Source organism: Bacillus cereus group sp. N12 (assembly GCF_016483575.1).
GTDB lineage: Bacteria > Bacillota > Bacilli > Bacillales > Bacillaceae_G > Bacillus_A > Bacillus_A toyonensis.
Window position 1 is genome coordinate 25,548 of sequence record NZ_JAEHBO010000020.1, and the last position, 25,940, is coordinate 51,487.

A 25,940-nucleotide genomic window follows, 5' to 3' on the forward strand; every position below is an offset into this window, starting at 1 on the left:
GGAAGATTTTTTATGACCAATGAGGAATGTTTTCCATTAAGTCACCCGCAGCGAAGAATATGGTATACAGAAGTTATTCATTCTGATAAAGGGATATGTAATTTAAGATTTTTATTTAAACTTCATCGAAAAATGAATTATTCAAAATTAAACCAAGTTGTGAATCGTGTTATCAGTGAAAATGACGGTCTGTGCATTAGATTAAAAGAAAATGGGCATCAGGAACCTAAACAATATTTTATTAAACATGAAGAACAAGAATTTGAGTTTTTCGATTTCAGTAATGTGGAGAATTCAGATTTACTTGAGGAATGGATTGAGCAGAAAACAAAAGAAACGTTTACATTATTTAATTCGAATTTATACTATTTCGCCTTAATAAAATTAAACGATAATGAATGTGCAGTCTTTGGAAATGTTCATCATATTATCATGGATGGTTTATCAATTCAAATATTTACTGAGCAGATTGCAAAACATTATTATGAAATGCATAACGAGACTGAGGAAGGCGAAATTAAAAATTCATATGTTCAATTTCTGGCTAATGAACAAACATACTTGAATAGTAGTCGCTTTCAAAAAGATCAAAAATTCTGGTTAGAGGAATTTAAAACACTTCCATCTGTGACCGGATTGAAGCCCTATAATACGTACCAAGTTAGTACCAAAGCATCACGCGAAACGTTTATATTATCGGAGCATTTGAAGAGAAAAATAGAATTGTTTTCCGAAAATTACAAATTTAGTTTATATACTCTTTTTGTCGCTACTTTCTCGTTGTCCATGTATCGGTGGACTTCATCGCTTGATATTGCATTAGGAATGGCTTACGGCAACCGTATGACTAAAATGGAACGAAAATTGATTGGAATGATGGTGAGTACAGTTCCTTTAAGAATGGATATTGACCCAGAAGAAGAAGTGCTTTCATTTATTGGTAGGGTGTCCAGAAAACAAAGTAAATCATTAAGACATCAGAAATATCCATTTGATTTATTATTAAAGCAGATTAATAAAGAGAATAACAGCAATGTGAGACTTTTCGGAACTACGATTGATTATAGGGATCGTGATGAAAGTGGTGACTCACTATGGATCGCAAACCGTGAAGAGGTACAAGATTTTGCAGTGCATATTGAAAATCTAATTGATATAGACTCTTTACATGTACATATTGATTATCGTGAGGAGCTATTTTCTAAGGAAGAGATAAAACGCTTTTTTAACGTTATGTTAGCGATAATGGAAAACACTTTTGAAAACCCAAAGCAGAAGGTAGCTGAAATCGAAATTATTTCTGATGAAGATAAAAGAAAAAGTTTAGTTGAGTTCAACAATCCTAAGCTGGATTTCCCACCTCGGGAAACTCTTCATGAATTGTTCGAACGACAAGCAATGAGTTATCCAAACGATATTGCAGTTACGTATGAAAAAGAAAAAGTTACTTATAAGGAGCTTAATGAACGTGCAAATCAGTTAGCTCATTATCTGCAGAAAAAGGGAATAGGACCTGATACTTTAGTTGGACTGTGTGTTGAACGTTCTCTCGAAATGATTGTAGGTATTTTAGGGATTTTGAAGGCTGGTGGGGCTTATGTTCCACTTGATCCAACATATCCAGAGCAGCGACTTCAATATATTTTAGAGGATGCAAGCATTCAGTTATTCGTAACGCAAGAAAGTTTAAAAGAATTGAAATGGTTACCAGAAAATGTTGAATCGATTTGCCTGGATCGTGATCAAGAAGAGATTGGGAAAGAAAGTAAGACCTTGCCGGTTTCTGATGTAAATTCCCAAAATCTAGCTTACGTAATCTATACTTCGGGATCAACAGGGAATCCAAAGGGCGTTATGATAGAGCATCACAATGTCATTCGGTTATTTAAATCGACGGATTGTTGGTATCAGTTTAATGAAAAAGATACTTGGACGCTTTTTCATTCTTATGCATTTGATTTCTCAGTATGGGAAATTTGGGGAGCATTATTATATGGTGGAAAATTAGTTGTTGTTCCGTACTGGATTAGTCGATCGCCAAAAGATTTTTATCAATTATTGGTGGAGGAAGAAGTCACAGTTCTAAATCAGACACCTTCCGCATTTCGACAATTAATACGAGTGTGTGAACACGAAGATAAGAATAAAAACTTGCAGCTGCGTTATGTGATATTTGGCGGAGAAGCGTTAGAACCCATTAGCTTGTTACCGTGGTTTCAAAGATATGGGGATAAAGAACCACAGCTAATTAACATGTATGGAATTACAGAAACTACAGTTCATGTTACGTATTATCCAATTACTCTAGATGATGTGCATCATGCTTCGAGAAGTAATATCGGAAAACGGATTCCAGATTTAGAAGTGTATATATTAGATGCTTATCAACAACCTGTTCCTATAGGTGTAGATGGTGAGCTTTATATTGGCGGGGCAGGGCTTGCACGTGGGTATTTAAATAGACCTGAATTAACAGCAGAGCGCTTTATATCTCATCCATTTAGTAGTGATCCGAAAGCAAGATTATACCGGACAGGAGACTTAGCGAGGTATTTGCCAGATGGGAATCTGGATTATCGTGGAAGAATTGATCATCAGGTTAAAATACGTGGTTTCCGAATTGAGATTGGGGAGATTGAGTCTACTTTAAATGCATATGCATCTATAAAAGAGGCAGTTGTAATTGTAAGAGAGGATCAACCGGGTGATAAACGATTAGTAGCTTATGTTGTAGGAGATGGAAATGTAGGTGCGTGGAGAGAGTATCTTAAAGCGAAACTACCGAGCTATATGGTACCTTCGGGATATGTGACGATGGAAGCCATTCCACTTACAGCTAACGGCAAAGTTGATCGTGAGGCCTTACCTATGCCAGAGGAAAAGCAGATTAATAGTGAATGTGTTGGCCCTCGGAATAGTAATGAACAGATACTGGCTACTATTTGGAAGCAAGTATTAGGTATTAAAAAGGTGGGAATCTATGATAATTTCTTTGAAATTGGTGGCGACTCGATTCTCAGTATTCAAATCATATCTCAAGCAAGTCAAGTAGGGTTAAAACTTACTCCAAAGCAAATGTTTGAATGCCCAACTATTGCCGAGCTGGCACAATTGGCTATAGAAACGCAGGGAGTACAAGCGGAGCAGGGGATTGTAACAGGAGATGTGCCTCTTACTCCAATTCAGTACTGGTTCTTCGAGCAAGAACATCCACATCCAGAGCATTGGAATCAATCAATGCTTTTAAGAGTAAAAGAGAGATTGGATGTGAAGTTACTAGAGGGAGCAATATTAAATTTAATCAAACATCATGATGCTTTACGTTTTCGGTACGAGCAGTTACCAAACGGAACATGGAGGCAGAGAAATGAAGGAACTGATGAGCTGTCAGTACTCCATGTTGTAAAACGGAACAAAGTTAATGAAAAAGAGTGGAATAAAATAATACAAGAAGAGATGAACATTAATCAAGCTAGTTTCAATTTAGTTACTGGTCCGTTAATGAGAGTAGTTTACTTTGAGGATAACTTGACTGGAAATGATCGAATATTCTGGGTGATTCATCATTTAGTAGTAGATGGAGTATCGTGGAGAATTCTATTGGAAGATTTACAGGTGGTATATAACCAGATGAAACAAGGTCAAGGAATTCGCTTACCTGCGAAAAGTACATCTTTTAAAGAATGGTCTGAACGACTCCAGACATACAGTGATTCGGGTATTTCAAAAGAAGTACAGGATTATTGGAATGAACAAGTGGAAAAAGAAACGATGACAATTCCAATGGACTATCCAATACAAGAAACAACAGAAGAATCGATTGATCAAGTGACGAGGACTTTAGGAGTAGAAGAAACACAAGCATTGTTACACGAAGTTCCAGTCACTCATAAGACAAGGGTTAATGAGGTACTATTGGCGGCATTAGGACAAGCTATCGTCGATTGTACAAATCAGCAAACGGTTTCTATTCATCTAGAAGGACACGGGAGAGAAGAGATGATTGAAGGTATTGATTTATCGCGGACAGTGGGCTGGTTTACGAGTATTTATCCTGTTCATCTAAATTTTCAAGGAACTAAAACACCAATTGAAGGCTTAAAGGCTGTCAAAGAACAATTGCGTCGAATTCCGAATCACGGAGTAGACTATGGTATTTTACGTTACTTGAATAAAGAAATACTTCCGTTTTATCAGCAAAAGCCTTCAATAAGCTTTAACTATTTGGGCCAATTTGATCAGGTGTTTTCAAAGGAATCTTTGTTTATGCAAGAGGCAGGGTTTACATTTTTAGATCATGCTCCAGATTCCAAGCCATCTCATCTAATTGATGTTATCGGAATGGTGAAAGATGAAAAGTTACATTTTATTTGGATGTATAGTAGAGAACAGTTTTCCAAATTAAAAATTCAAGTAATAGCAGATGGTATGTTGAGGCATCTTCGCCAACTTATAAATAAACCAACAACAGAGTCAGCTTTTACGGTATCAGATTTTGCTGATGCAGAGGATCTTACGGAAGAAAGCTTGAGCAAAGTATTACTTAAATTAACAAAGAAGAGGGTGTAAAAATGGGAGACATTATTGATATATATGGTTTATCACCTTTGCAAAAAGGAATACTGTTTCATACTTTATACGATCAAGATGATGAATATTCTTTTTCCTATATTGTACAAGTAGGTTTCTTGCTTGGGGGGCAATTGGATGTTGCTACTTTTGAAAAAGCTTGGGAATATGTTATTCAACGACATGAGGTTCTGCGCTCAGTATTTGTTTGGGAGGAAGTAGAAAAACCTCTACAAGCAGTTTACGAACGTCTTCCTTTTACTATTCATCAAGAGGATTGGAGTACCCATTCGCATGAGGTGAAGGAGAAGAAATTACACCAGTTTTTGACTGCAGATCGTAGGAAAGGATTTTTATTGGATGAAGCACCATTGATGAGAGTCACTGCGATTAAAGAAGCAGAAGGGGAAACGAGAATTATTTGGACACATCATCATATTTTGCTAGATGGTTGGAGTGTTTCATTGGTGTTTAGTGAAGTGATGGAAGTTTATCTCAAGATGATAAAGGGAGAATTGTTGAATCTTCCTAAATCTCTTCCTTATAAAAAATATATCCAGTGGATAAATAAACAAGATCAAAGTCAAGCAGAGGAATTTTGGAAAGAAGAATTAAAAGGGTTCTATGCACCTACGCCATTAGCGATGGAAAGAAAGGATCAAGGGCAGGAGAAGGGCTATGGAGAGTGTGTTTATCAGGTATCTGAGGAACTCACTGAGAATTTACAAGAGTGGGTACGAAATAGTCGATTAACATTGAATACATTAGTACAAGGAGCATGGGCCTATTTGATGGGTAGGTATAGCGGTGAAAGTGACATCGTATTTGGCGTAACTAGCTCTGGACGTCCTACTGATTTGATAGGAGCAGAGAATATGGTAGGCCTATTTATTAACACATTACCTACTAGAATTCGATTAACGGATAATACATCTGTAGTAGATTGGCTTCGTAAAATACAGATGAAAGAAATGGAACGAAGACAATATGAGTATAATTCATTGATAGATATTCAAGGGTGGAGTGAGGTTCCGCGAAATAGCTCCTTATTTCATACCTTGTATGTGTTTGAAAATTATCCAATTCAAGGTGAGAGAAATGATGATTTAAGATTACTAGATGTTAAAAGCGCGGAACAAACAAATTATCCTTTAACACTCATTGTAATGCCTGGTAAGAAAATTACTTTAAAGTTGATGTATGATCGAAGCTATTTTAATGAAGAAACAATAAATCGGATTCAGAATCACTTATTGCAAATATTAATCCAGATGACGAAGTGCCTAGATTCAAAACTCTTTGAAATTACTCATTTAACAGCTGAAGAACAGATACAGTTATTAGAGGAATGGAATCATACTCAAGTAAATTATTCGGCTGAAGGCATGATTCATACGATGTTTGAGGAGCAAGTTAAAAAAACGCCGGAAGCAATCGCGGCTATTTACGAAAATGAACAAATTACCTATAAAGAGTTGGAGGAGCGTGCGAATCAGCTAGCTCATTATTTACAAAAGCGTGGTGTAGGCTCAGAGTCTCTGGTTGGGGTATATATAGAACGTTCATTACAAATGATGATAGCGTTATTAGGTATTCTAAAATCAGGAGCAGCGTATGTTCCACTTGATCCTACTTATCCAGAGAGTCGGCTTCAATATATATTAGAGGATGCTGGAATCGAAGTACTAGTGACGGAAGAGGATTCTAAAAATTTGTTTTTATCTGAAAATGTTGAAACGATTTGTATGAATAAAGATTATACTGCAATTGAAAAAGAAGAAACAACCCCATGTATAAGTGATGTAACAGGAAGAAGTTTAGCGTATGTTATGTATACTTCAGGATCTACAGGGAATCCAAAGGGAGTAATGATTGAGCATCATTCAGTAATCAATTATCTAGAATGGATGCAACATAAATATCCACTTTCTGAAAAGGATGTGGTCTTGCAGAAAACGCCATTCTCATTTGATGTCTCTGTTTGGGAGTTGTTTTGGGGTATTCACGTTGGTGCAAGTGTATCTTTCCTACCTCCAGGTGGAGAAAAAGATCCTTCTATTATAGCTGAAATGATTAAAAAACATCAGGTTACTATAGTTCAATTTGTACCTTCGATGTTATCTGTTTTCTTAGATCACTTCAATCATATTGAATTGAACATGAATTGTTCGTCCATACGCCATGTATTTTCTGGTGGGGAAGAACTAAGTTCAGGGTTGGTTAGACGATTTCAACAGAAATGGAATCATAGTGGACAAGTGAAATTAACCAACTTTTATGGACCAACTGAAGCCACTATTTATGTGAATGCATTTGATATTCAGCCAAATCAAGAATTTGTTTCTATTGGGCAGCCGATACAGAACACGCAATTATATGTATTAGACCAAAATCAACGCTTGCAATCAATAGGAATTGAGGGTGAGTTATATATTGGTGGTGCTGGTTTAGCACGTGGATACTTAAATCGTCCGAATCTTACTGCTGAAAAATTCGTTTCGCATCCATATCGATTCGGGGAACGACTATATCGAACAGGAGATTCAGTAAGATATCTAACTGATGGAAATTTAGAATTTATAGGTAGAATGGACCATCAAGTCAAAATGCGTGGTTTTAGGATTGAATTAGGAGAAATTGAAGCAACTTTAGAAAAATGTTCGTTTATTAAAGAGGCTGTCGTATTAGTTAGAGAAGATCGTCCAGGTGATCAACGATTGGTTGCATATGTAATGAGTGATGGAAATACCCAAGAGTGGAGAGAGTATTTACAAAACCAATTACCGAATCATATGATTCCAGCGCACCTTGTAGAGTTAGAACACTTCCCGCTTACTCCGAATGGGAAAATTGACCGAAAGGCCTTGCCAGCACCTGATGAGCAAACTATTGGAGGTTTAAATGTTCTACCTCGGACGCCATCGGAAGAGCTTATTGCCTCGGTTTGGAGTCAAGTGTTAGGAACTGAAAATATCGGTATTCAGGATTCCTTCTTTGAACGGGGTGGGCACTCACTACTCGCTACTCAAATTGTTTCTCGATTACAAGAATTGTTCCAAATCAAAATCCCATTACGTGAACTTTTCAAGCACGATACAGTGGAGGCATTGGCGAAACGAGTAGATCAGTTACGAAAAGAAGATAAAAAACGAGAGGCTCCCCCCCTTGTACCTATGAAACGAGAAGAAGCTATTCCGCTTTCCTATGCGCAGAAACGTCTATGGTTTATTGATCAATTAATGTCAAATAGTGCTATGTACAATATTCATGCAGCGTGTCGCTTAACAGGTAAATGGTCAATTGAAGCGTTGGAGGTTGGATGGAATCAGTTGTTGGAGCGTCATGAATCATTACGGACGATAATTCTAGAACAAGAGGGTGAACCTTTCCAACAGGTTCAATCTCATGTATTCAGACATATCCCTCAATTGAATCTAACAGATCTCTCTTTGGAAGATAGGGAAAGAGAAATGCAACGGCTCATTCAAAACGAAGCGGAGGAACCATTTCATTTTGGACAAGGTCCTCTGATTCGAACACGAATATTGAAAGTGGACAGGGAAGAATGGGTTCTCATTTGTACGATGCATCATATTATTTCAGATGGATGGTCAATGGGGATTTTACTTGAAGAATGGATGGCTTTTTATGAAGGAGTAATAAGCGGAAAACCGGCGGAATTGAAGGAGTTATCTATCCAATATGCAGACTTTGTCATGTGGCAGAAGGAATGGCAAAAAGAAGAGAATTTGGATCAGCACCTTCAATATTGGAAGGAAGAATTGGCTGGGGAGCTACCGATTTTACAATTACCGATGGATCGTCCTCGGCCTGCGGTTCAAACTCACCGTGGTGCAAGTCAGTCCTTAATGGTGGCGAACTCCCTACAGGAAAAGCTCAAAGATTTAAGTCTGCAAGAAGGATGCACTTTATTTATGACATTGATGGCAGCGTATCAAAGCTTCCTTTCTCGTTATACAGGACAGGACGACATCTTGGTTGGAAGCCCAATCGCTAATCGAAATGTTAAAGAGATTGAGGGATTAATAGGTTTCTTTGCAAATACGTTGGTTTATCGAGCTGATTTCAGTGAAAATCCGACGTTCCAAGAACTTTTGTCGCAGGTAAGAAAAAAAGCACTAAAAGCATACGAGTATCAGGACATCCCATTTGAGAAAGTGGTAGAATCCGTAAAGCCGGAACGAAATACAAGTCATTCACCAATATTCCAAACCATGTTTATTTTACAGAATACGAAGCAAGAATTTCCTCAGCTATCTGAAAGACAAATGGAACTCATGGAAAGCCATGCTTCTGTAGCGAAATTTGATTTGAGTTTATTTGTTACTGAGACGGAAGAAGGATTATCACTAACCTTTGAATACAATACTGATTTGTTTGATGATACAACCATTGAACGTATGGCAAGTCATTTTGAGCATTGGTTAAATCAAATTGTCTCTCATCCAAAATGTTTATTATCAGAATTGAATATGTTATCCAAAGTAGAATATAAGCAATTACTAGAAGAATGGAATGAATCAGCTGTTATAGATATAGGAGAATGCGCGATTCATACATTGTTTGAAGAACAAGTGGAAAAAACACCAGAAGCAATTGCAGTAGTATGCGAAGATGAAGAACTAACATATCGAGAGTTGGACGAACGCTCGAATCAGCTGGCACATTATTTACAAAAAAATGGTGTAGGTTGCGAATCATTGGTTGGGATTTGTGTTACACGTTCATCTGAGATGATTGTAGGCCTCTTAGGAATTATGAAGGCAGGAGGAGCATATGTCCCAATAGATCCAGCGTATCCGGAAAGTCGACTGCAATACATTTTAGCGGATGCTCAAATAAAGGCACTAGTAACACAAGAAAAATTACAACAAAAAATGGTTATACCTAAATCCGTTGACGTGATTTGTATTGATCGTGATCGAGCAGAAATAGAACAAGAAGTAACTACGGTGTGTACGAGTGAAGTGACGGGTGATAACTTAGCCTATATTATCTATACTTCAGGTTCCACTGGAAATCCAAAGGGAGTAATGATTGAGCATAGGAATACAGTAACAATGATTCGTTGGGCGCATCACACATATTCCCGAAAGGATTTAGCGGGAGTGTTGGCCTCCACTTCGCTATCCTTTGATCTATCTGTTTTTGAAGTGTTTGTTCCCCTAACGATGGGTGGTAAGGTGATTGTCGCTGAAAATGCTCTACATCTAGACAAGTTGTCTACCAAGGATGTGACTTTAGTCAATACTGTGCCATCGGCAGCGAAGGAACTGGTTCGAGCAAAAACACTCCCTTCTTCGGTAAAGGTGGTGAATTTGGCTGGAGAACCATTGCCATATTCACTTGTTCAAGATTTATATGAGAGAAGTACGGTTGAGAAGGTGTACAACCTATATGGACCGTCCGAAGATACTACGTATTCCACTTATATGGAATTAGAAAAGGGTGTCGTCCATAGGGTACCACCAATTGGTAAACCAATATTCAATACAGAAGTATATGTACTAAGTATTGAACAAAAAATGGTTCCAATTGGTGTAGTTGGTGAGCTGTACATTGGTGGATCAGGATTAGCACGTGGATACTTAAACCGTCCTGACTTAACGGAAGATCGTTTTATACCGCATCCATTTAAAGAAGGGGAGCGAGTATACCGGACTGGAGATCTAGTAAGGTATCTGCCGGATGGAAATTTGGAGTATCTTGGCCGAATCGATCATCAGGTAAAAATTCGTGGGTTCCGGATTGAACTAGGAGAAATTGAAGCGACATTACAAAAGCATACATTAGTTAACGAAGCTATTGTGACAGTGAGGGAAGATTATCCTGGAGATCTACGTTTGATTGCTTATGTTGTAGGAGATGGGGATGCTCAAAAGTGGCGTGATTATCTCAAGGACCAGCTACCAAATTATATGATTCCAGCCTATTTTGTCGGATTGAATGCATTTCCACTCACTCCAAATGGAAAAATTGATAGGAAGGCCTTACCAGCACCAGAGAAACAGGAGATAGCAAGTGGTTATATTGCTCCTCGTACGCCTACGGAAAAAACAATCGTTTCAATATGGAATGAAGTTTTAGGTATGGAAAACATCGGAATTCAGGATTCGTTTTTTGAAATAGGTGGTCACTCATTACTTGCTACGCAAGCTGTTTCCAGTCTTAAAGAGGCTTTTGGAATTGAGATACCATTGCATGATTTATTTATGTTTCATACAGTGCAGCAATTGGCAGAACAGATTGATCAATTGCTCCATAACAAAAATCAAGAAATGCAGAATGATAGTAAGGAGAATGTAAGTCTTCAAGACTATATTCAAAAAGAAGCAGAAGTGAGTAATGATGAAGAATTACTTGAACTGCTTAAGCAATTAGAAGAGCTATCAGAGGAAGAAGCACAAGGAATATTTGAGAGTAATTTAGTTGAGGAAGGGGTAAAAAAATGAGAAGTGATTTACTTGCAAAGCTGAGTTCACTTTCTCCTGAGAAGAGAGCTTGGCTTCAGAAGCAAATGCAAAAAAAGGAGAATAAAGAAGCGCTTCCGTTGTCTTATGCACAACAACGTTTGTGGTTTATGGACAGATTTAATCCAAACAGTTCTTTATATAATATTCCAACGGTATGGAATCTAAAAGGAAATTGGATACCTGAAGCATTAGAAAAGGGATTCAATCGACTTATTGAACGTCATGAATCATTACGAACTGTTTTTAAAGAAGTAGAAGAACAACCTGTACAACAAATTGTCGAATTCCTTCCTAGAGCATTACCTGTAAGAGATTACTCTCAACTTCCTCTAGAAGTAAAAGAAAAAGAGGTAGATAGTTTAATTGCGAGAGAAGCGCAAGAACCATTTGATTTAATGAATGGTCCTTTAATTCGTAATCAGCTTGTTCAATTAGAAAAGGATGAATGGTTATTACTGTGTACGATGCATCATATTATTTCTGATGCTTGGTCCATTGGTATATTCATGAATGAATTACTTGCTTTCTATGAAGAGGAAACGGGCGGAAATCCTGCTAAATTAAGTTCATTATCCATTCAGTATGCAGACTTTGCGAAGTGGCAAAAGGAGTGGTTGCAAGGTGATGTGCTAAATCGTCAGCTTACGTATTGGCAGGAAGAATTGTCTGGTGAGCTCCCTATATTACAACTGCCAGTGGACCGACCTCGACCGGTTACGCAAACTTATTCTGGGGATACGCATCACGTGATTTTTCCTTCTAGATTACTCAGTCAATTAAAAGATTTAAGTCGACAAGAAGGATCTACCTTATTTATGACTTTAATGGCTGCATATCAGAGCTTTCTTGCACGTTATACAGGACAAAAAGATATTCTAGTCGGAAGTCCGATTGCAAATCGGAATCATAAGGGAGTAGAAGGATTAATTGGTTTCTTTGTTAATACGTTGGTTTACCGATCAGATTTGAGTGGCACCCCTACTTTTCGGGAGATTTTGAACCAAACAAAGAAAAAGGCGTTAAAAGCTTACGAATATCAAGATATACCATTTGAAAAAGTGGTAGAAGCTGTGCAACCTGAACGAAGCATGAGCCATTCTCCTATCTTTCAGACCATGTTTACGCTACAGAATATAAAACAAGAACGACTAGATTTGCCTGGTAGGAGTATTGAAATGGTAGAAAGTAATATGTCTATTGCAAAATTTGATTTGAGCTTAACTGCCTATGAAGTGGAAGAAGGTCTATTTGTCTCATTTGAATACAACACGGATTTATTTGATAGTAGTACCATTGCACGTATGGCAGGCCATTTTGAGAACTGGCTAAATGAAATCGTGCATCATCCAGATGAATCATATACAAAGCTGTCAATGTTATCGGACACTGAGCAGAAACAACTCCTAGAAGAATGGAATGATACAGAAGTAGTTTATGGTCATGATTGTATGATTCATGAGCTATTTGAGCAGCAAGTTGCACGTACACCTGATGCAGTGGCGGTAGTTTATGAGGGTGGAAAGCTAACGTATCAAGAACTCAATGAAAAATCGAATCAATTGGCACATTTTCTACAAAAACGAGGTATTGGACCTGAATCATTGGTTGGTATATGTATTGAACGTTCTCCTGATATGATTATTGGTCTCTTTGGGATTTTGAAAGCAGGTGGGGCTTATGTCCCACTGGACCCAAGTTATCCCGAAAACCGTCTGAGATACATTTTAGAGAATTCACAAATTCAAGTGCTGTTAACAAAAGAGGCACTACAGGACTGGTTACCTAAAGATATTCAAGCAATTTGTTTAGACAGGGATCAAGTAATGATTTCTAAAGAGAGTAATTTAGCTCCGGTGAGTGGAGTAACAGCAAATAACTTAGCCTATATCATATACACTTCGGGTTCAACGGGAAATCCAAAGGGGGTAATGATTGAACATCATTCGGTTATCAACCGCCTACAGTGGATGCAGAAAAAATATCCATTGTCCGAGGAAGATACAATCCTACAAAAGACACCGTTTTCGTTTGATGTTTCCGTTTGGGAATTATTTTGGTGGTCATTTGTAGGAGCACGTGTTTGTTTGCTTCCACCAGGAGGAGAGAAAGATCCTGCAGTGATTGAGGAGTATGTTGAACGATATCGTGTGACCACCATGCACTTTGTTCCGTCGATGTTATCTACTTTCTTGGATTATATGGAACAATATAATTCGAAAAGGGATGTATCGTCTTTAATTCATGTTTTTACTAGTGGAGAAGCATTAAACTCTGAGCAGGTTCGCCGGTTTAAGTGGATCTTTTACAATGTTCAGCAAACACAGTTAATTAATTTGTATGGTCCTACTGAAGCGACTGTGGATGTGACTTATTATGATTGTGATTTAGAAAAAGAATCAATGCTTATTCCAATTGGTCGTCCAATTGATAATACAGAGTTGTATGTGTTAGATCAATATCAACAGGTGGTCCCAATTGGTGTGTCGGGGGAACTTTACCTTGGAGGAGTAGGATTGGCACGTGGCTACTTCAATCGACCAGATTTAACTACTGAACGTTTTATTCCGCATCCCTTTAAGGAAGGGGAACGATTATATCGAACAGGTGACCTGGTGAGATATATGAATAATCGTAATTTAGAATATATTGGAAGGATAGATAACCAAGTCAAAATTAGAGGATTCAGAATTGAATTGGGAGAAATTGAAGCAGCTTTACATGATCACTCATCTGTAAAAGAGGCTGTTGTGTTGGTGAAGGAAGATCGGCCAGGAGATAAGCAGTTAGTAGCTTATGTAGTGGGTGAAGGGGATACTGGAGAGTGGCGTGAATATCTCAAGAAGCAACTGCCACATTATATGGTTCCGGCATACTTTTTCCAAATTGAAGGGATGCCACTCACTCCAAATGGTAAGGTGAATCGGAAAGCCTTACTGGAATTGGAAGCACAGTTCATAAGTGAAGATATTACTTCATCACGAACACCAGTGGAGGAGCTCATCGTTTCCGTATGGAGCCAAGTGTTAGGTGTAAAAAATATTAGTGTTCAGGATTCCTTTTTTGAAATCGGTGGTCACTCACTACTAGCTACTCAAGTAGTGTCACGTTTACAGGAAATCTTTCAAATCGAATTACCAGTACGTGAACTATTTGAGTATGCAACGGTGGAGTCACTGGCAAAGCGATTAGATCAGTTACGTAAAGGAGATAGAAAACGAGAGATTCCACCACTAATGCCGATGGAACGAGGAGAAACTATTCCACTATCTTATGCGCAACAGCGCTTATGGTTTATTGATCAATTTACACCTAATAGTGCCCTTTATAATATGCCAATGGTATGCCGCCTTACAGGGAGTTGGCTACTTGAGGCACTGGAAACAGGATGGAACCAACTAATAGAACGTCATGAATCATTGCGGACGGTCTTTCATGAAGTGAACGGTCAACCCGTACAGCAAATTGAACCGTATGCTTTTCAATCAATTCCGAAAACGGATTTAACTATGCTTTATCCAGAAGACCGAGAAGAAGAAGTTAAACGTTTGATTCAACAAGAAACAGAAGTGCCATTTGATTTAGCAGAGGGCCCACTAATCAGGACAAGTATTTTGCAAGTGGGAGAGGAAGAATGGATTCTCCTTTGTACTTTACATCATATCATTTCAGATGGATGGTCAATGGGAGTCCTACTTGAAGAATGGATGGCATTCTATGAGAAAGAAACGGATGGAAAGATAGCAGAACTTCAACCATTACCGGTTCAATATGCCGACTTCGCTCAGTGGCAAAAAGGTTGGCTGAAGGAGGAGGTGCTTGATCAACAACTCCAATATTGGAGGGAAGAATTGTCTGGAGAGCTTCCTGTACTCCAACTTCCTATGGATCGTCCGCGTCCTGCAATACAAACTCATCACGGGTCGACATACACTCTGGTTCTGCCAAGCACGCTACATGATAACTTGAACAAACTTAGTCGCAAAGAAGGGGCTACACTCTTCATGACGCTGTTGGCTGCATATCAAAGTTTTCTATCCCGTTATACGGGACAAGAAGATATTCTGGTCGGAAGTCCAATTGCGAATCGAAATTATAGAGAAATAGAAGGACTAATTGGTTTCTTCGTCAACACGCTGGTTTATCGAGCTAATCTGAGTGGTAGACCGACATTTCAAGATGTTCTGTCTCAGGTTCGTCAAAAGGCATTGAAGGCGTATGAATATCAGGATATCCCTTTTGAAAAAATTGTAGAAGTTGTGCAACCAGAGCGGAGTACAAGTCATTCGCCAATCTTCCAGACCATGTTCATCTTGCAAAATATGAAACAAGAGTTCCCGGTGTTATCTGGTAGAAGTATTGAAATGATAGAAAGCCATAGTCCAATTGCAAAGTTTGATTTAAGTGTAATGGTAGCTGAGACAGAAGAGGGATTGCTTTTTACTTTTGAATACAATAAGGATTTATTCAATGCATCTACTATTGAACGGATGGCAGGACACTTTGAGAAATGGCTACACGAAGTTTCTCATCACCCACAAAATCCATTGCATGACCTGAGCATGCTATCGGAACCCGAGCGTACTTTGTTATTAGAAACATGGAATGACACTGTAATGGAAATGTCCCATCAGGCTCTTATTTGTGACAGATTTGAGGAACAAGTAGCAAGGCGCCCTGATGCGATTGCCGTTGTTGATCAAACAAAAAAGTGGACTTATGGTGAACTGGATGCACAAGCAAATCAGTTGGCAAATGTTTTACAGCGAAAAGGAGTCGCCCCAGAGTCAGTGGTGGGAGTTTATCTTCCGAGGTCAGCTGAGCTCATGGCAAGTTTACTAGGCATTTTAAAAGCTGGTGGAGCTTATGTTGTTTTAGATCCGTTGTATCCAAAATCAAGGTTAGAATACATGATTGAAGATGCAGGAATTCAATTTGTAGTGACGGCGGAAGGACAAGAAGGCCATTTCGCACACGTCGAAACGGTGAGGTTAGCAGAATTAACAGTGGAAAGCGTAATCGCACCTACACGTCAGTTAAATCCAGAGAACTTAGCTTATATTGTCTATACCTCTGGTTCTACAGGAAAGCCAAAGGGTGTCATGGTTGAATATCGCTCATTAATGAATATGGTTTCTTGGCATCAAGAAGTTTATCGTATTACAGCAGAGGATCGTGCGACCCAGATTGCAGGGATTGCTTTTGATTCGGCTGTCCAGGAAATTTGGCCGTATCTAACTGCTGGTGCAGCACTCTACTTGTCGACAGAGGAACTGAGAATTAATCCAGAAGCACTAAGGGACTGGCTCATTGATTCACGAATAACAGCTAGTTTTGCACCTACACCTATTCTGGAAAGACTCTTGAAATTATCTTGGCCAGATAAAACGGATCTTCGCTTTATCCTTACAGGTGGGGATCAATTAACGCAGTATCCATCTAAAGATATTCCTTTTGCGGTAATTAATCAGTATGGTCCATCGGAAAATACCGTTGTTACCACAGATTGTTATGTGCCTGTAGGAGTGACAACCGGTACGCCATCGATTGGTCGGCCGATTGCGAATACAGAAGTTTATGTATTAGATTCTCATCTTCAGCTAGTACCAATTGGTATAATTGGAGATCTCTATATTGGAGGGAAGAGTCTTGCACGTGGATATGCTAATCGCCCGGATCTCACAAAGGAAAAATTTATTCCACATCCTTTCAAGTCAGGAGAACGTCTCTATTACACAGGAGACAAAGCAAGTTATCTTTCGGATGGTAATCTCCAGTTCCATGGTCGTATAGATGACCAAGTAAAAATTCGTGGTTTCCGGATTGAATTGGGAGAAATAGAAGCTGTTTTGCAGGCGCATTCTTCTGTGAAAGAAGCAGTTGTATTGGTACGAGAGGATAATCAAGATGACAAGAGATTAGTAGCTTATGTAGTTGGTGAAGGAAGTGTACATGAATGGCGAGAACATCTACAAACACATTTACCAAATTACATGGTTCCAACAAACTTTATTGAGATGGAATTTTTACCACTTACACCGAATGGAAAACTTGATTTGAAGGCATTGCCTATACTTAGTGAACAATCCGCCGAAAATACTGTATACCCACGAACTCCGCTGGAAGAACTTATCGCTTCAGTGTGGAGTCAAGTGCTAGGAATAAAAGAAATTGGTGTTCAGGATTCTTTCTTTGAGCTTGGTGGTCACTCTCTACTTGCTACACAAGTGGTCTCGCGCTTACAAGAAGTCTTTCAAATCAAATTGCCGGTACGTGAACTGTTCGAATATCCAACGGTCGAGGCACTATCGAAACGAATAGATCAGTTGCGTAAGGGGAGTGAAAAACGAGAAATTCCACCATTGATGCCGATGGAACGAGGAAATAATATTCCGCTGTCATATGCCCAACAGCGCTTATGGTTTATTGATCAGTTTGAACCTAATAGTGCACTTTATAATATGCCAATGGTATGCCGCCTTACAGGGAATTGGTTACCAGAAGCATTGGAGTTGGGATGGAATCAGTTAATAGAGCGTCATGAATCTTTGCGGACGGTATTTCATGAAGAGGAAGGTCATCCTGTGCAACAGATTCAACCTTATATTTTCCGTCCTCTTCCGCAAATGGACCTAACTAAGCTTTCATTAGAGGAGAGAGAAAGAAAGTTGCAGCAATGGATTCAAACTGAAGTTGAATCTCCATTTGATTTAGAACAAGGACCATTGTTCCGTGGACAAATCATAAGAATTTCAGAAGAAGAATGGGTTCTTCTGTGTAATATGCATCACATTATCTCAGATGGATGGTCGATGGAAATCTTGCTTCAAGAATGGATGACATTTTATGAGAATGCGATTGGTGAAAAACAAGCAGAGCTGGAACCACTACCAGTTCAATATGCCGATTTTGCTCAGTGGCAAAGAGGATGGTTGAAAGATGAGGTACTAAATCAACAACTTGCATATTGGAAGGAAGACTTATCTGGTGAGTTACCAGTCTTAATGTTGCCAATGGATCGTCCGCGTCCGCCAGTGCAAACCCACCATGGATTAACTCATAATGTGCTGTTGTCACGTTCATTACTGGATAAATTAAACGTAATAAGTCGTCAAGAAGGGGCCACGCTTTTCATGACCTTATTGGCATCGTATCAAAGTTTCCTTGCCCGTTATACGGGACAATCGGATATTATTGTTGGCAGCCCAATTGCAAATCGAAATTATCGAGAAATTGAGGGGCTGATTGGTTTCTTTGTCAACACATTGGTTTATCGGGCTGATTTAAGTAATGCACCGGTATTTCAAGAGTTGTTGTCTCAAGTGCGGATAAAAGCATTGAAGGCGTATGAGTATCAAGATGTTCCGTTTGAGAAAATTGTAGAGGTTATCCAACCTGAACGAAATACAAGCCATTCCCCGATTTTCCAAACCATGTTTACTTTGCAAAATACGGGACAGGAGCTACCAGAACTACATGGAAGAAATATAGAAGTAATGGAAAGTAATGCTCCAATCGCTAAGTTTGATTTAAGTTTAACTGCTGCAGAAGTGGAAGAGGGTTTATTGCTTACTTTTGTTTATAGGACGGATTTATTTGACAGCTTAACTATTGAATCCATGGCTGAACATTTTGGAAACTGGTTGAATGTAATCGTGGAGAATCCTGATAAATCATTAGCTAAGTTGCCTATATTATCAGGATTACAGCAAAAAGAGTTGGAAGAGTGGAATAATAATGCTGTAGTATATCCACGGGAAAGTGCGATTCATCAGCTGTTTGAAGAGCAGGTAAATCGTACACCTGACGCGGTGGCAGTGGTAGATGAAAAACAGCAGTTAACATATCGAGAGCTTAATGAAAAAGCTAATCAATTGGCCCACTATCTTCAGCAATGTGGGATTGGGACTGAATCATTAGTTGGACTTTGCTTTGAGCGTTCAGTTGAGATGATTGTTGGTATTATGGGGATCTGGAAGGCTGGAGCAGCATATGTTCCATTGGACCCATCCTATCCAGAAAGTCGTCTACGATATATTTTGGAGGACACTGGAATTCAAGTATTAGTTACGAATGAGTCATTAGAAGATTGGATACCCAAAGAAGTCAAGGCAGTTTGTCTAGATAGGGATCAAGCAATGATTTCAAAAGAAAGCATTCTTTCACCAAAATGTGAAGTAACAGGAGAAAACCTAGCGTATGTTATCTATACTTCGGGATCGACGGGGAATCCAAAGGGTGTCTTGATACAGCATCATTCTGTAATAAACTTGTCGCATGGTTTACAAAAAGAGGTTTTCGAACATGAGATACCATCTAACATGCATGTCGGTTTAAATGCGTCAATTGCCTTTGATGCATCTATTCAACAATTACAAATGCTGTTGTATGGTTCAAGTTTGTATATTATTCCGAATGAAGTACGAAGTGATCCGGAACAGTTTGTAGCTTATATTAGGGAGAACAAGTTAGCAATCTTTGATATAACACCTTCATTGCTTCAATTACTTATAGATGCCGGATTGTTAGAAACGTACGATGGCGTTCATGTTCCAAGTAAGGTATTGGTTGGCGGCGAAGCGATTATGCCGTCATTATGGGAACAGCTAGTAGAGACTGATAAAATTGAGTTTTATAATGTATATGGTCCTACAGAATGTACGGTTGATGCAACATGCTATCATATCAAAAAAGATAGTGTGAGAGTAACGATTGGGCGTCCTTTGCCTAACGTTCAAACTTATGTATTGGATAGAAATGGGTTGCCAGTTCCAGTTGGTGTGATGGGTGAACTTTATATCGGAGGAGCGGGTCTAGCGAGGGGATACTTAAATCGTCCAGAGTTAACATCCGAACGATTTATTTCTCATCCATTCAAAGAAGGCGAGAGATTATATAGAACAGGCGATCTCGTGAGATATCTTCCTGATGGTAATATAGACTATTTAGGAAGAATGGATAATCAAGTGAAGATTAGAGGATTCCGAATCGAACTTGGGGAGATTGAATCGACTTTACAGGAGCATGACTTGATAAAAGAGGCAGTTGTAATAGTTAGGGAAAATCAGTCGGGAGATAAGAGGTTGGTAGCTTATATAGTGGGCGAAGGCAGTTTAGAAGAATGGCGCGAGTATCTTAAAATAAAACTGCCAATCCATATGATACCTTCCTACTTTGTCGAAATGGAAGAGTTACCGCTAACCATAAATGGAAAGATTGATCGGAAATCATTGCCTATACCAGATTATCAAGGAACACAAGAAGGCTACGTAGCCCCAAGAAATGAACGTGAACACAAGCTTTCTATCATTTGGGAACGTGTGCTGGGTTCAAAACGTATTGGTATTTATGATAACTTTTTTGAAATTGGTGGAGATTCAATTCTTAGCATTCAGATTGTCTCTCGTGCGAAGCAAACTGGTTTACAATTGACACCAAAACAAATATTTGAACACCAAACGATTGCTGAGTTGGCACAGGTAGTCAAAGAAGAACAAGGTGTACAAGCCGAACAAGGAATTATAACTGGAGATACGATACTTACACCTATTCAGCAAGGTTTTTTTGCACAAAATCATCCTAACCCACATCATTGGAATCAATCCATGTTCTTTAGAACGAAAGAGAAACTGGATATAGTATCACTGGAGAAGTCAGTGTGTAATCTTCTACTTCATCATGATGCCCTACGTTTAAGATATGAACGTTTACCTGATGGGGCTTGGAAACAGTGGAATGAAGGAATAGAAGAACAATTGATACTTACTGTCATTTCATTAGCCGAAGTGCCGGAAGCCGATTGGCATGAAGTTATTCAAAAAGAGATTAATATTGCACAAGAAAGTTTGAATTTACATGATGGTCCGTTAATGAGAATGGTTTATTTTGATGAAGGTGAGAAGACTGGCCGATTATTTTGGACAATTCATCACTTAGCCGTGGATGGTGTTTCTTGGCGAATTTTATTGGAAGATTTGCAAACAGCGTATACTCAAGCGATTCAAGGGCAGAAAATTCAATTACCTATGAAGAGTACATCCTTTAAAGAGTGGTCGGAAAAATTACATCATTACGCTGAAACTGGAATATCACAAGAAGTGCTGCATTACTGGGAGCAGCAGTCTGAACAAGACGTAGTTAAACTGCCGATAGATGGTACTATAAGTAATTCAGTAAGCGCAGTAACTGAGGAAATTACTGTGGTGTTAAATGAGAATGAGACCCGTATGTTATTGCAAAAGACTTTAAGCACTCACCGTGTCCAAATCAATGAAGTATTATTAGCAGCATTGGTACAAGCTACAGCAGCATGTACAGGGCAGAAGATATTGAGCGTGGATTTAGAGGGGCATGGTAGAGAAGAAATTATTGAAGATGTTGACTTATCGAGAACCGTGGGATGGTTTACAAGTATTTACCCTGTTCACTTAAATATTACTAGTGCTAATACGCCAATTGCAGCATTAAAAGCAGTTAAAGAACAAGTTCGCAAAATTCCTAATAAGGGTGTTGATTATGGAGTGTTGCGTTACATGAACGCAACAATGTGTGAGCAATTGAGCTCTCAACATACACCGTCTATTAGTTTTAACTATCTTGGACAATTTGATCAAATGTTTTCTAGAGATGCAATGTTTATGCCGGAGAACGAATTTAAGCGTTTAGATCATGCTGCCGGTTCCAAGCGATCGCATGTAATTGATGTAATTGGGGTTGTAACGAATGGAAAACTTCAGTTCACTTGGGTATACAATGTTGGACAATTCGCCAAATCAACGATTCAAAATATTGCACAGAATATGCTATATCAACTGAGCAGATTGATTCAACCTTCAGATAGAGAATCTGCACTGACCATTTCGGATTTTGCAATGGCTAATCTTAGCCAAGTAGGTTTGACAAATGTACTAAACAAAATGAATCGTGGAAAGAACAATCAGATTACTGATTTATATCCACTATCACCTTTGCAAGAAGGTATGATTTTCCACACATTGCATGACCAAGGGAATGAACATGTTGCACCGTATATAGTGCAATTAAGTTTTATGATTAAAGGGAAAATGGATATTCCTACTTTTGAGCAGGCGTGGAAATCTGTAATTCAGCGGCATGAAATTTTTCGTACAGCATTTGTTTGGGACGAAATTGAAGAACCATTACAAGTGGTGTATGAAAATATCCCATTTAAAGTGAACAAAGAAGACTGGCGTACAATGACAACTAAAGAGATAGAGGAAAAAAGAAAAGTCTTTTTGGCATTAGATCGAAAACAAGCCTTCCAATTTGATGAAGCGCCATTGATGCGAGTAACGGTCATTCAAGAAGGTGAGGAAGAATATCGAATTGTTTGGACACATCACCATATTTTACTGGATGGATGGAGTTTACCATTGGTCTTTAATGAATTACTTACAGTCTATCAGAAGAGAATGAATGGAGAAGCTGTAAAGTTACCTAAACCCTCACCATATAAGAAATATATCCAATGGCTCAGAGAACAAGATAAGGAGCAGGCGGAACAATTTTGGAGAGAAAAGCTTAAAGGTTTTACTGCACCAACTTTGCTGGGCTTAGAAAGTAAAGAGGAAGAAAAAGGTTATACAGAAAAGGTTACCTATTTATCAGAAGAGCAGACTCAAGCGTTACAAGGATGGGCGAAACACAATAAACTTACTTTGAGTACAGTAATTCAAGGTGCATGGGCATATCTCATGAGCCGGTATAGTGGAGAAAATGACATTGTCTTTGGTGTAACAAGCTCAGGGCGTTCTACGGAGATTATTGATGTTGAAAACATCGTAGGTCCTTTCATTACAACGTCACCGACGCGAATTCAATTGATTGATGATATAAAAGTAATGGATTGGTTGCAGAAGATACAAGAGGAAGAGATAGAAAGAAGACAATATGAGTATGCTTCTTTAACAGAAATTCAGGGATGGAGTGAAGTTCCTAGAGGAACACCGCTGTTTAATAGTTTATATGTGTTTGAAAATTATCCAGTGAAAGAGGAGTCTTCAGAAAATCTAGAAATTGGTGAATTGGAAGGAGTAGAGCAAACCCACTACCCATTAGGGCTGGCTGTAGTTCCAGGAACCCAGTTATCGTTAAAGTTAATGTATGACTGTAGTAAGTTTAATAGAATAACTATTGAACGAGTGTTGGGTCATTTACAACAAGTGTTGATGCAAATGCTCAAAAACATTGATCAAACTCTATCGGAGCTGGTATATATTACGGAAGCTGAACAAAGACAACTATTAGAAGAATGGAATGATAATGCTATATCTTATCCACGTGAGAATGTGATTCATCAACTATTCGAAGAGCAAGTAAATCGTACGCCTGACGCGGTGGCAGTGGTAGATGAAAAACAGCAACTAACATATCGTGAGCTGAATGAAAGAGCTAATCAATTGGCCCATCATCTACAGAAATGTGGAATTGGGACAGAGTCATTGGTTGGCCTCTGCTTTGATCGTTCAGTTGAGATGGTTGTTGGTCTCATGGGAATTTGGAAGGCTGGAGCAGCCTATGTTCCATTGGATCCATCGAATCCGGAAAGCCGCCTGCGATATATTTTAGAAGACACAGGAATTCAAGCATTGGTTACAAATGAGGTATTAGTAGGCTGGATACCTAAAGAAATCAAGACAGTTTGCTTAGATAGGGACCAAGCAATAATTTCTCGAGAAAGCAAACTTTCGCCGATATGTGAGGTAACAGGGGAAAACTTAGCGTATGTTATCTACACTTCTGGTTCGACAGGGAAACCAAAGGGTGCTTTAGTACAGCACCATTCTGTAATAAGCCTATCATATGGTTTACAAAAAGAAGTTTTCTCACATGAGATACCTAGTAATATGCGCGTCGGTTTAAATGCGTCAATTGCCTTTGATGTATCTATTCAGCAATTACAAATGCTGCTTCATGGTTCAAGTATATATATTATCCCAAGTGAAGTTCGCACTAATCCGGAACAATTTGTGTCCTATATTAGGGAGAATAAATTGGAAATGTTTGATATGACACCTTCATTACTTCAATTACTTATAGATGGAGGATTGCTAGAAACAAGTGCTGATGTTCATGTACCAAGTAAGATATTGGTCGGTGGTGAAGCAATCATGCCGTCATTATGGGAACGGCTAGTAGAGACTGAAAAAATTGATTTTTATAACGTATACGGTCCTACAGAATGTACGGTTGATACAACGTGTTATCATATCCAAACAGATAGTAAGCGAGTTACAATTGGACGTCCATTGCCGAACGTTCAAACTTATGTATTGGATAAAAATCTGTTGCCTGTTCCAGTTGGTGTAACAGGTGAGCTATATATTGGTGGTGCAGGTATAGCGAGAGGATACTTGAATCGTCCAGAATTAACAGCAGAGCGATTCATTCGTCATCCATTTAATGAAGAAGAGCGTTTATATCGTACAGGAGATTTGGTTCGTTATTTACCTGATGGTAATTTAGATTACTTGAGAAGAATTGATAATCAAGTGAAAATTCGGGGCTTCCGTATTGAACTTGAAGAGATTGAAGCGAATCTAGAGAGTCATCCATTGGTAAAAGAAGCAGTAGTTTTGGTAACAGAGGATAAATTAGGAGAGCAGAGATTGGTTGCTTATGTAGTTGGAGCTGGAAGTATGCATGAATGGCGTGAATATCTCAAGACACAAGTACCGAATTATATGGTTCCCGCACACTTTATTGAGGTAGACGAGATTCCTCTTACAATGAATGGAAAAGTTGATCGAAAGGCATTGAACAGTTTAACTATTCAAAGAGAAAATAACTTCTCTACACCAATCATTCCAAGGGATGAAATTGAATATCAGTTGGTTAAAATCTGGCAGGATGTGTTACAGATAGAAGATGTCTATGTAAATGATGATTTCTTTAATAGAGGGGGACACTCTCTCCTTGTAATCAAATTAGTTTCAAAAATTAGGGAGAAGTTTGGAAAAGAGATTAAGGTGTCTACATTGATTAAGAATCCAACATTGGAAGGAATCGCATGCCTTATTCGTGATAAGCATGATATGACAAAATCTGTATCAGCGCTGGTACCACTACAAGAATCAGAGAAAAGACCTTTCTTCTGCGTTCATCCGTTTATGGGGAATGTATTTTGTTACATTCAACTAGCAAGATTGCTTAAGAATCACTGTTCATTTTATGGTTTACAGAATCCTCTCATAGAAAAGAGAGAGATTGACGACTCGACCTTGCCGGAACTAATTCAACTTTACATTAAAGAAATAAAAAGTGTTCAGCCAGAAGGCCCATATCGTCTTGGAGGATGGTCTTTAGGCGGTGCAATTGCTTATAAAATCGCAACTGTACTAAGAAATCAAGGAGAGGAAGTTGAATTGTTGGTACTTATGGATACTAAAGTACCTTCAGAGCAGGATCATAAAACAAGGGAGGATATGCTCTCATATATATCTGAACATTTCATTCCTAGAGATCTTACTGAGCAGGAAGAAGGCCTCGTCCATAAGCAAGATATGCTTGTGGAGCGATTAATTATGGAAGGAGTACTCCCGCCTGATGCAAATCTTATGAATTTGAAGCAAGTTATCAATGCTCATAGGAAATGCCTGAACTTAATGGCAGATAATGATTTGATACCATACTTTGGAGAAGTTATCTACTTTAGTGCTGAGGAAGGAAAAGAGTTGTTTACAGATTGGGGACCTTTATTAAAAGGAAGAGTAAATAAGTATTCTGTCCCTGGATCACATGAGGAAATAGTAGACTTCCCCGCAGTTGAAAAGATAGCTAAGTATCTATTAAATGAATTCGAAGGAATAAAAGAAACATCCCTTTCATTAACTGAAAAGTAGAGAGTGCAAAAGATGCAAC

Annotated in this window: 3 protein-coding genes; all 3 read left to right on the forward strand. The window is 38.6% G+C overall.

The window, feature by feature from the left end; all coding sequences use genetic code 11:
• Window positions 1–12: 12 nt before the first annotated feature.
• The 3 genes from JDS92_RS12535 to JDS92_RS12545 are packed head-to-tail and all read left to right on the forward strand — an operon-like array spanning window position 13 to window position 25,921.
• Entirely contained in the window at window positions 13–4,569 is a 4,557-nt protein-coding gene (locus tag JDS92_RS12535; RefSeq protein ID WP_199631981.1) for a non-ribosomal peptide synthetase, read from the forward strand.
• Window positions 4,570–4,571: 2 nt separating this feature from the next.
• Window positions 4,572–11,042, forward strand: a complete 6,471-nt coding sequence (locus JDS92_RS12540) for a non-ribosomal peptide synthetase (protein ID WP_199631982.1) — start codon at window positions 4,572–4,574, stop codon at window positions 11,040–11,042.
• Entirely contained in the window at window positions 11,039–25,921 is a 14,883-nt protein-coding gene (locus JDS92_RS12545; protein ID WP_199631983.1) for a non-ribosomal peptide synthetase, read from the forward strand. The genes JDS92_RS12540 and JDS92_RS12545 overlap by 4 nt, the downstream gene beginning before the upstream one ends.
• The last annotated feature ends 19 nt before the right edge of the window (window positions 25,922–25,940 follow it).

Excerpts from the sequence above, each read along its gene's own strand:
- JDS92_RS12535 (WP_199631981.1), top strand. The coding sequence starts at position 13 with ATGACCAATGAGGAATGTTTTCCATTAAGTCACCCGCAGCGAAGAATA.
- JDS92_RS12540 (WP_199631982.1), top strand. The coding sequence starts at position 4,572 with ATGGGAGACATTATTGATATATATGGTTTATCACCTTTGCAAAAAGGA.
- JDS92_RS12545 (WP_199631983.1), top strand. The coding sequence starts at position 11,039 with ATGAGAAGTGATTTACTTGCAAAGCTGAGTTCACTTTCTCCTGAGAAG.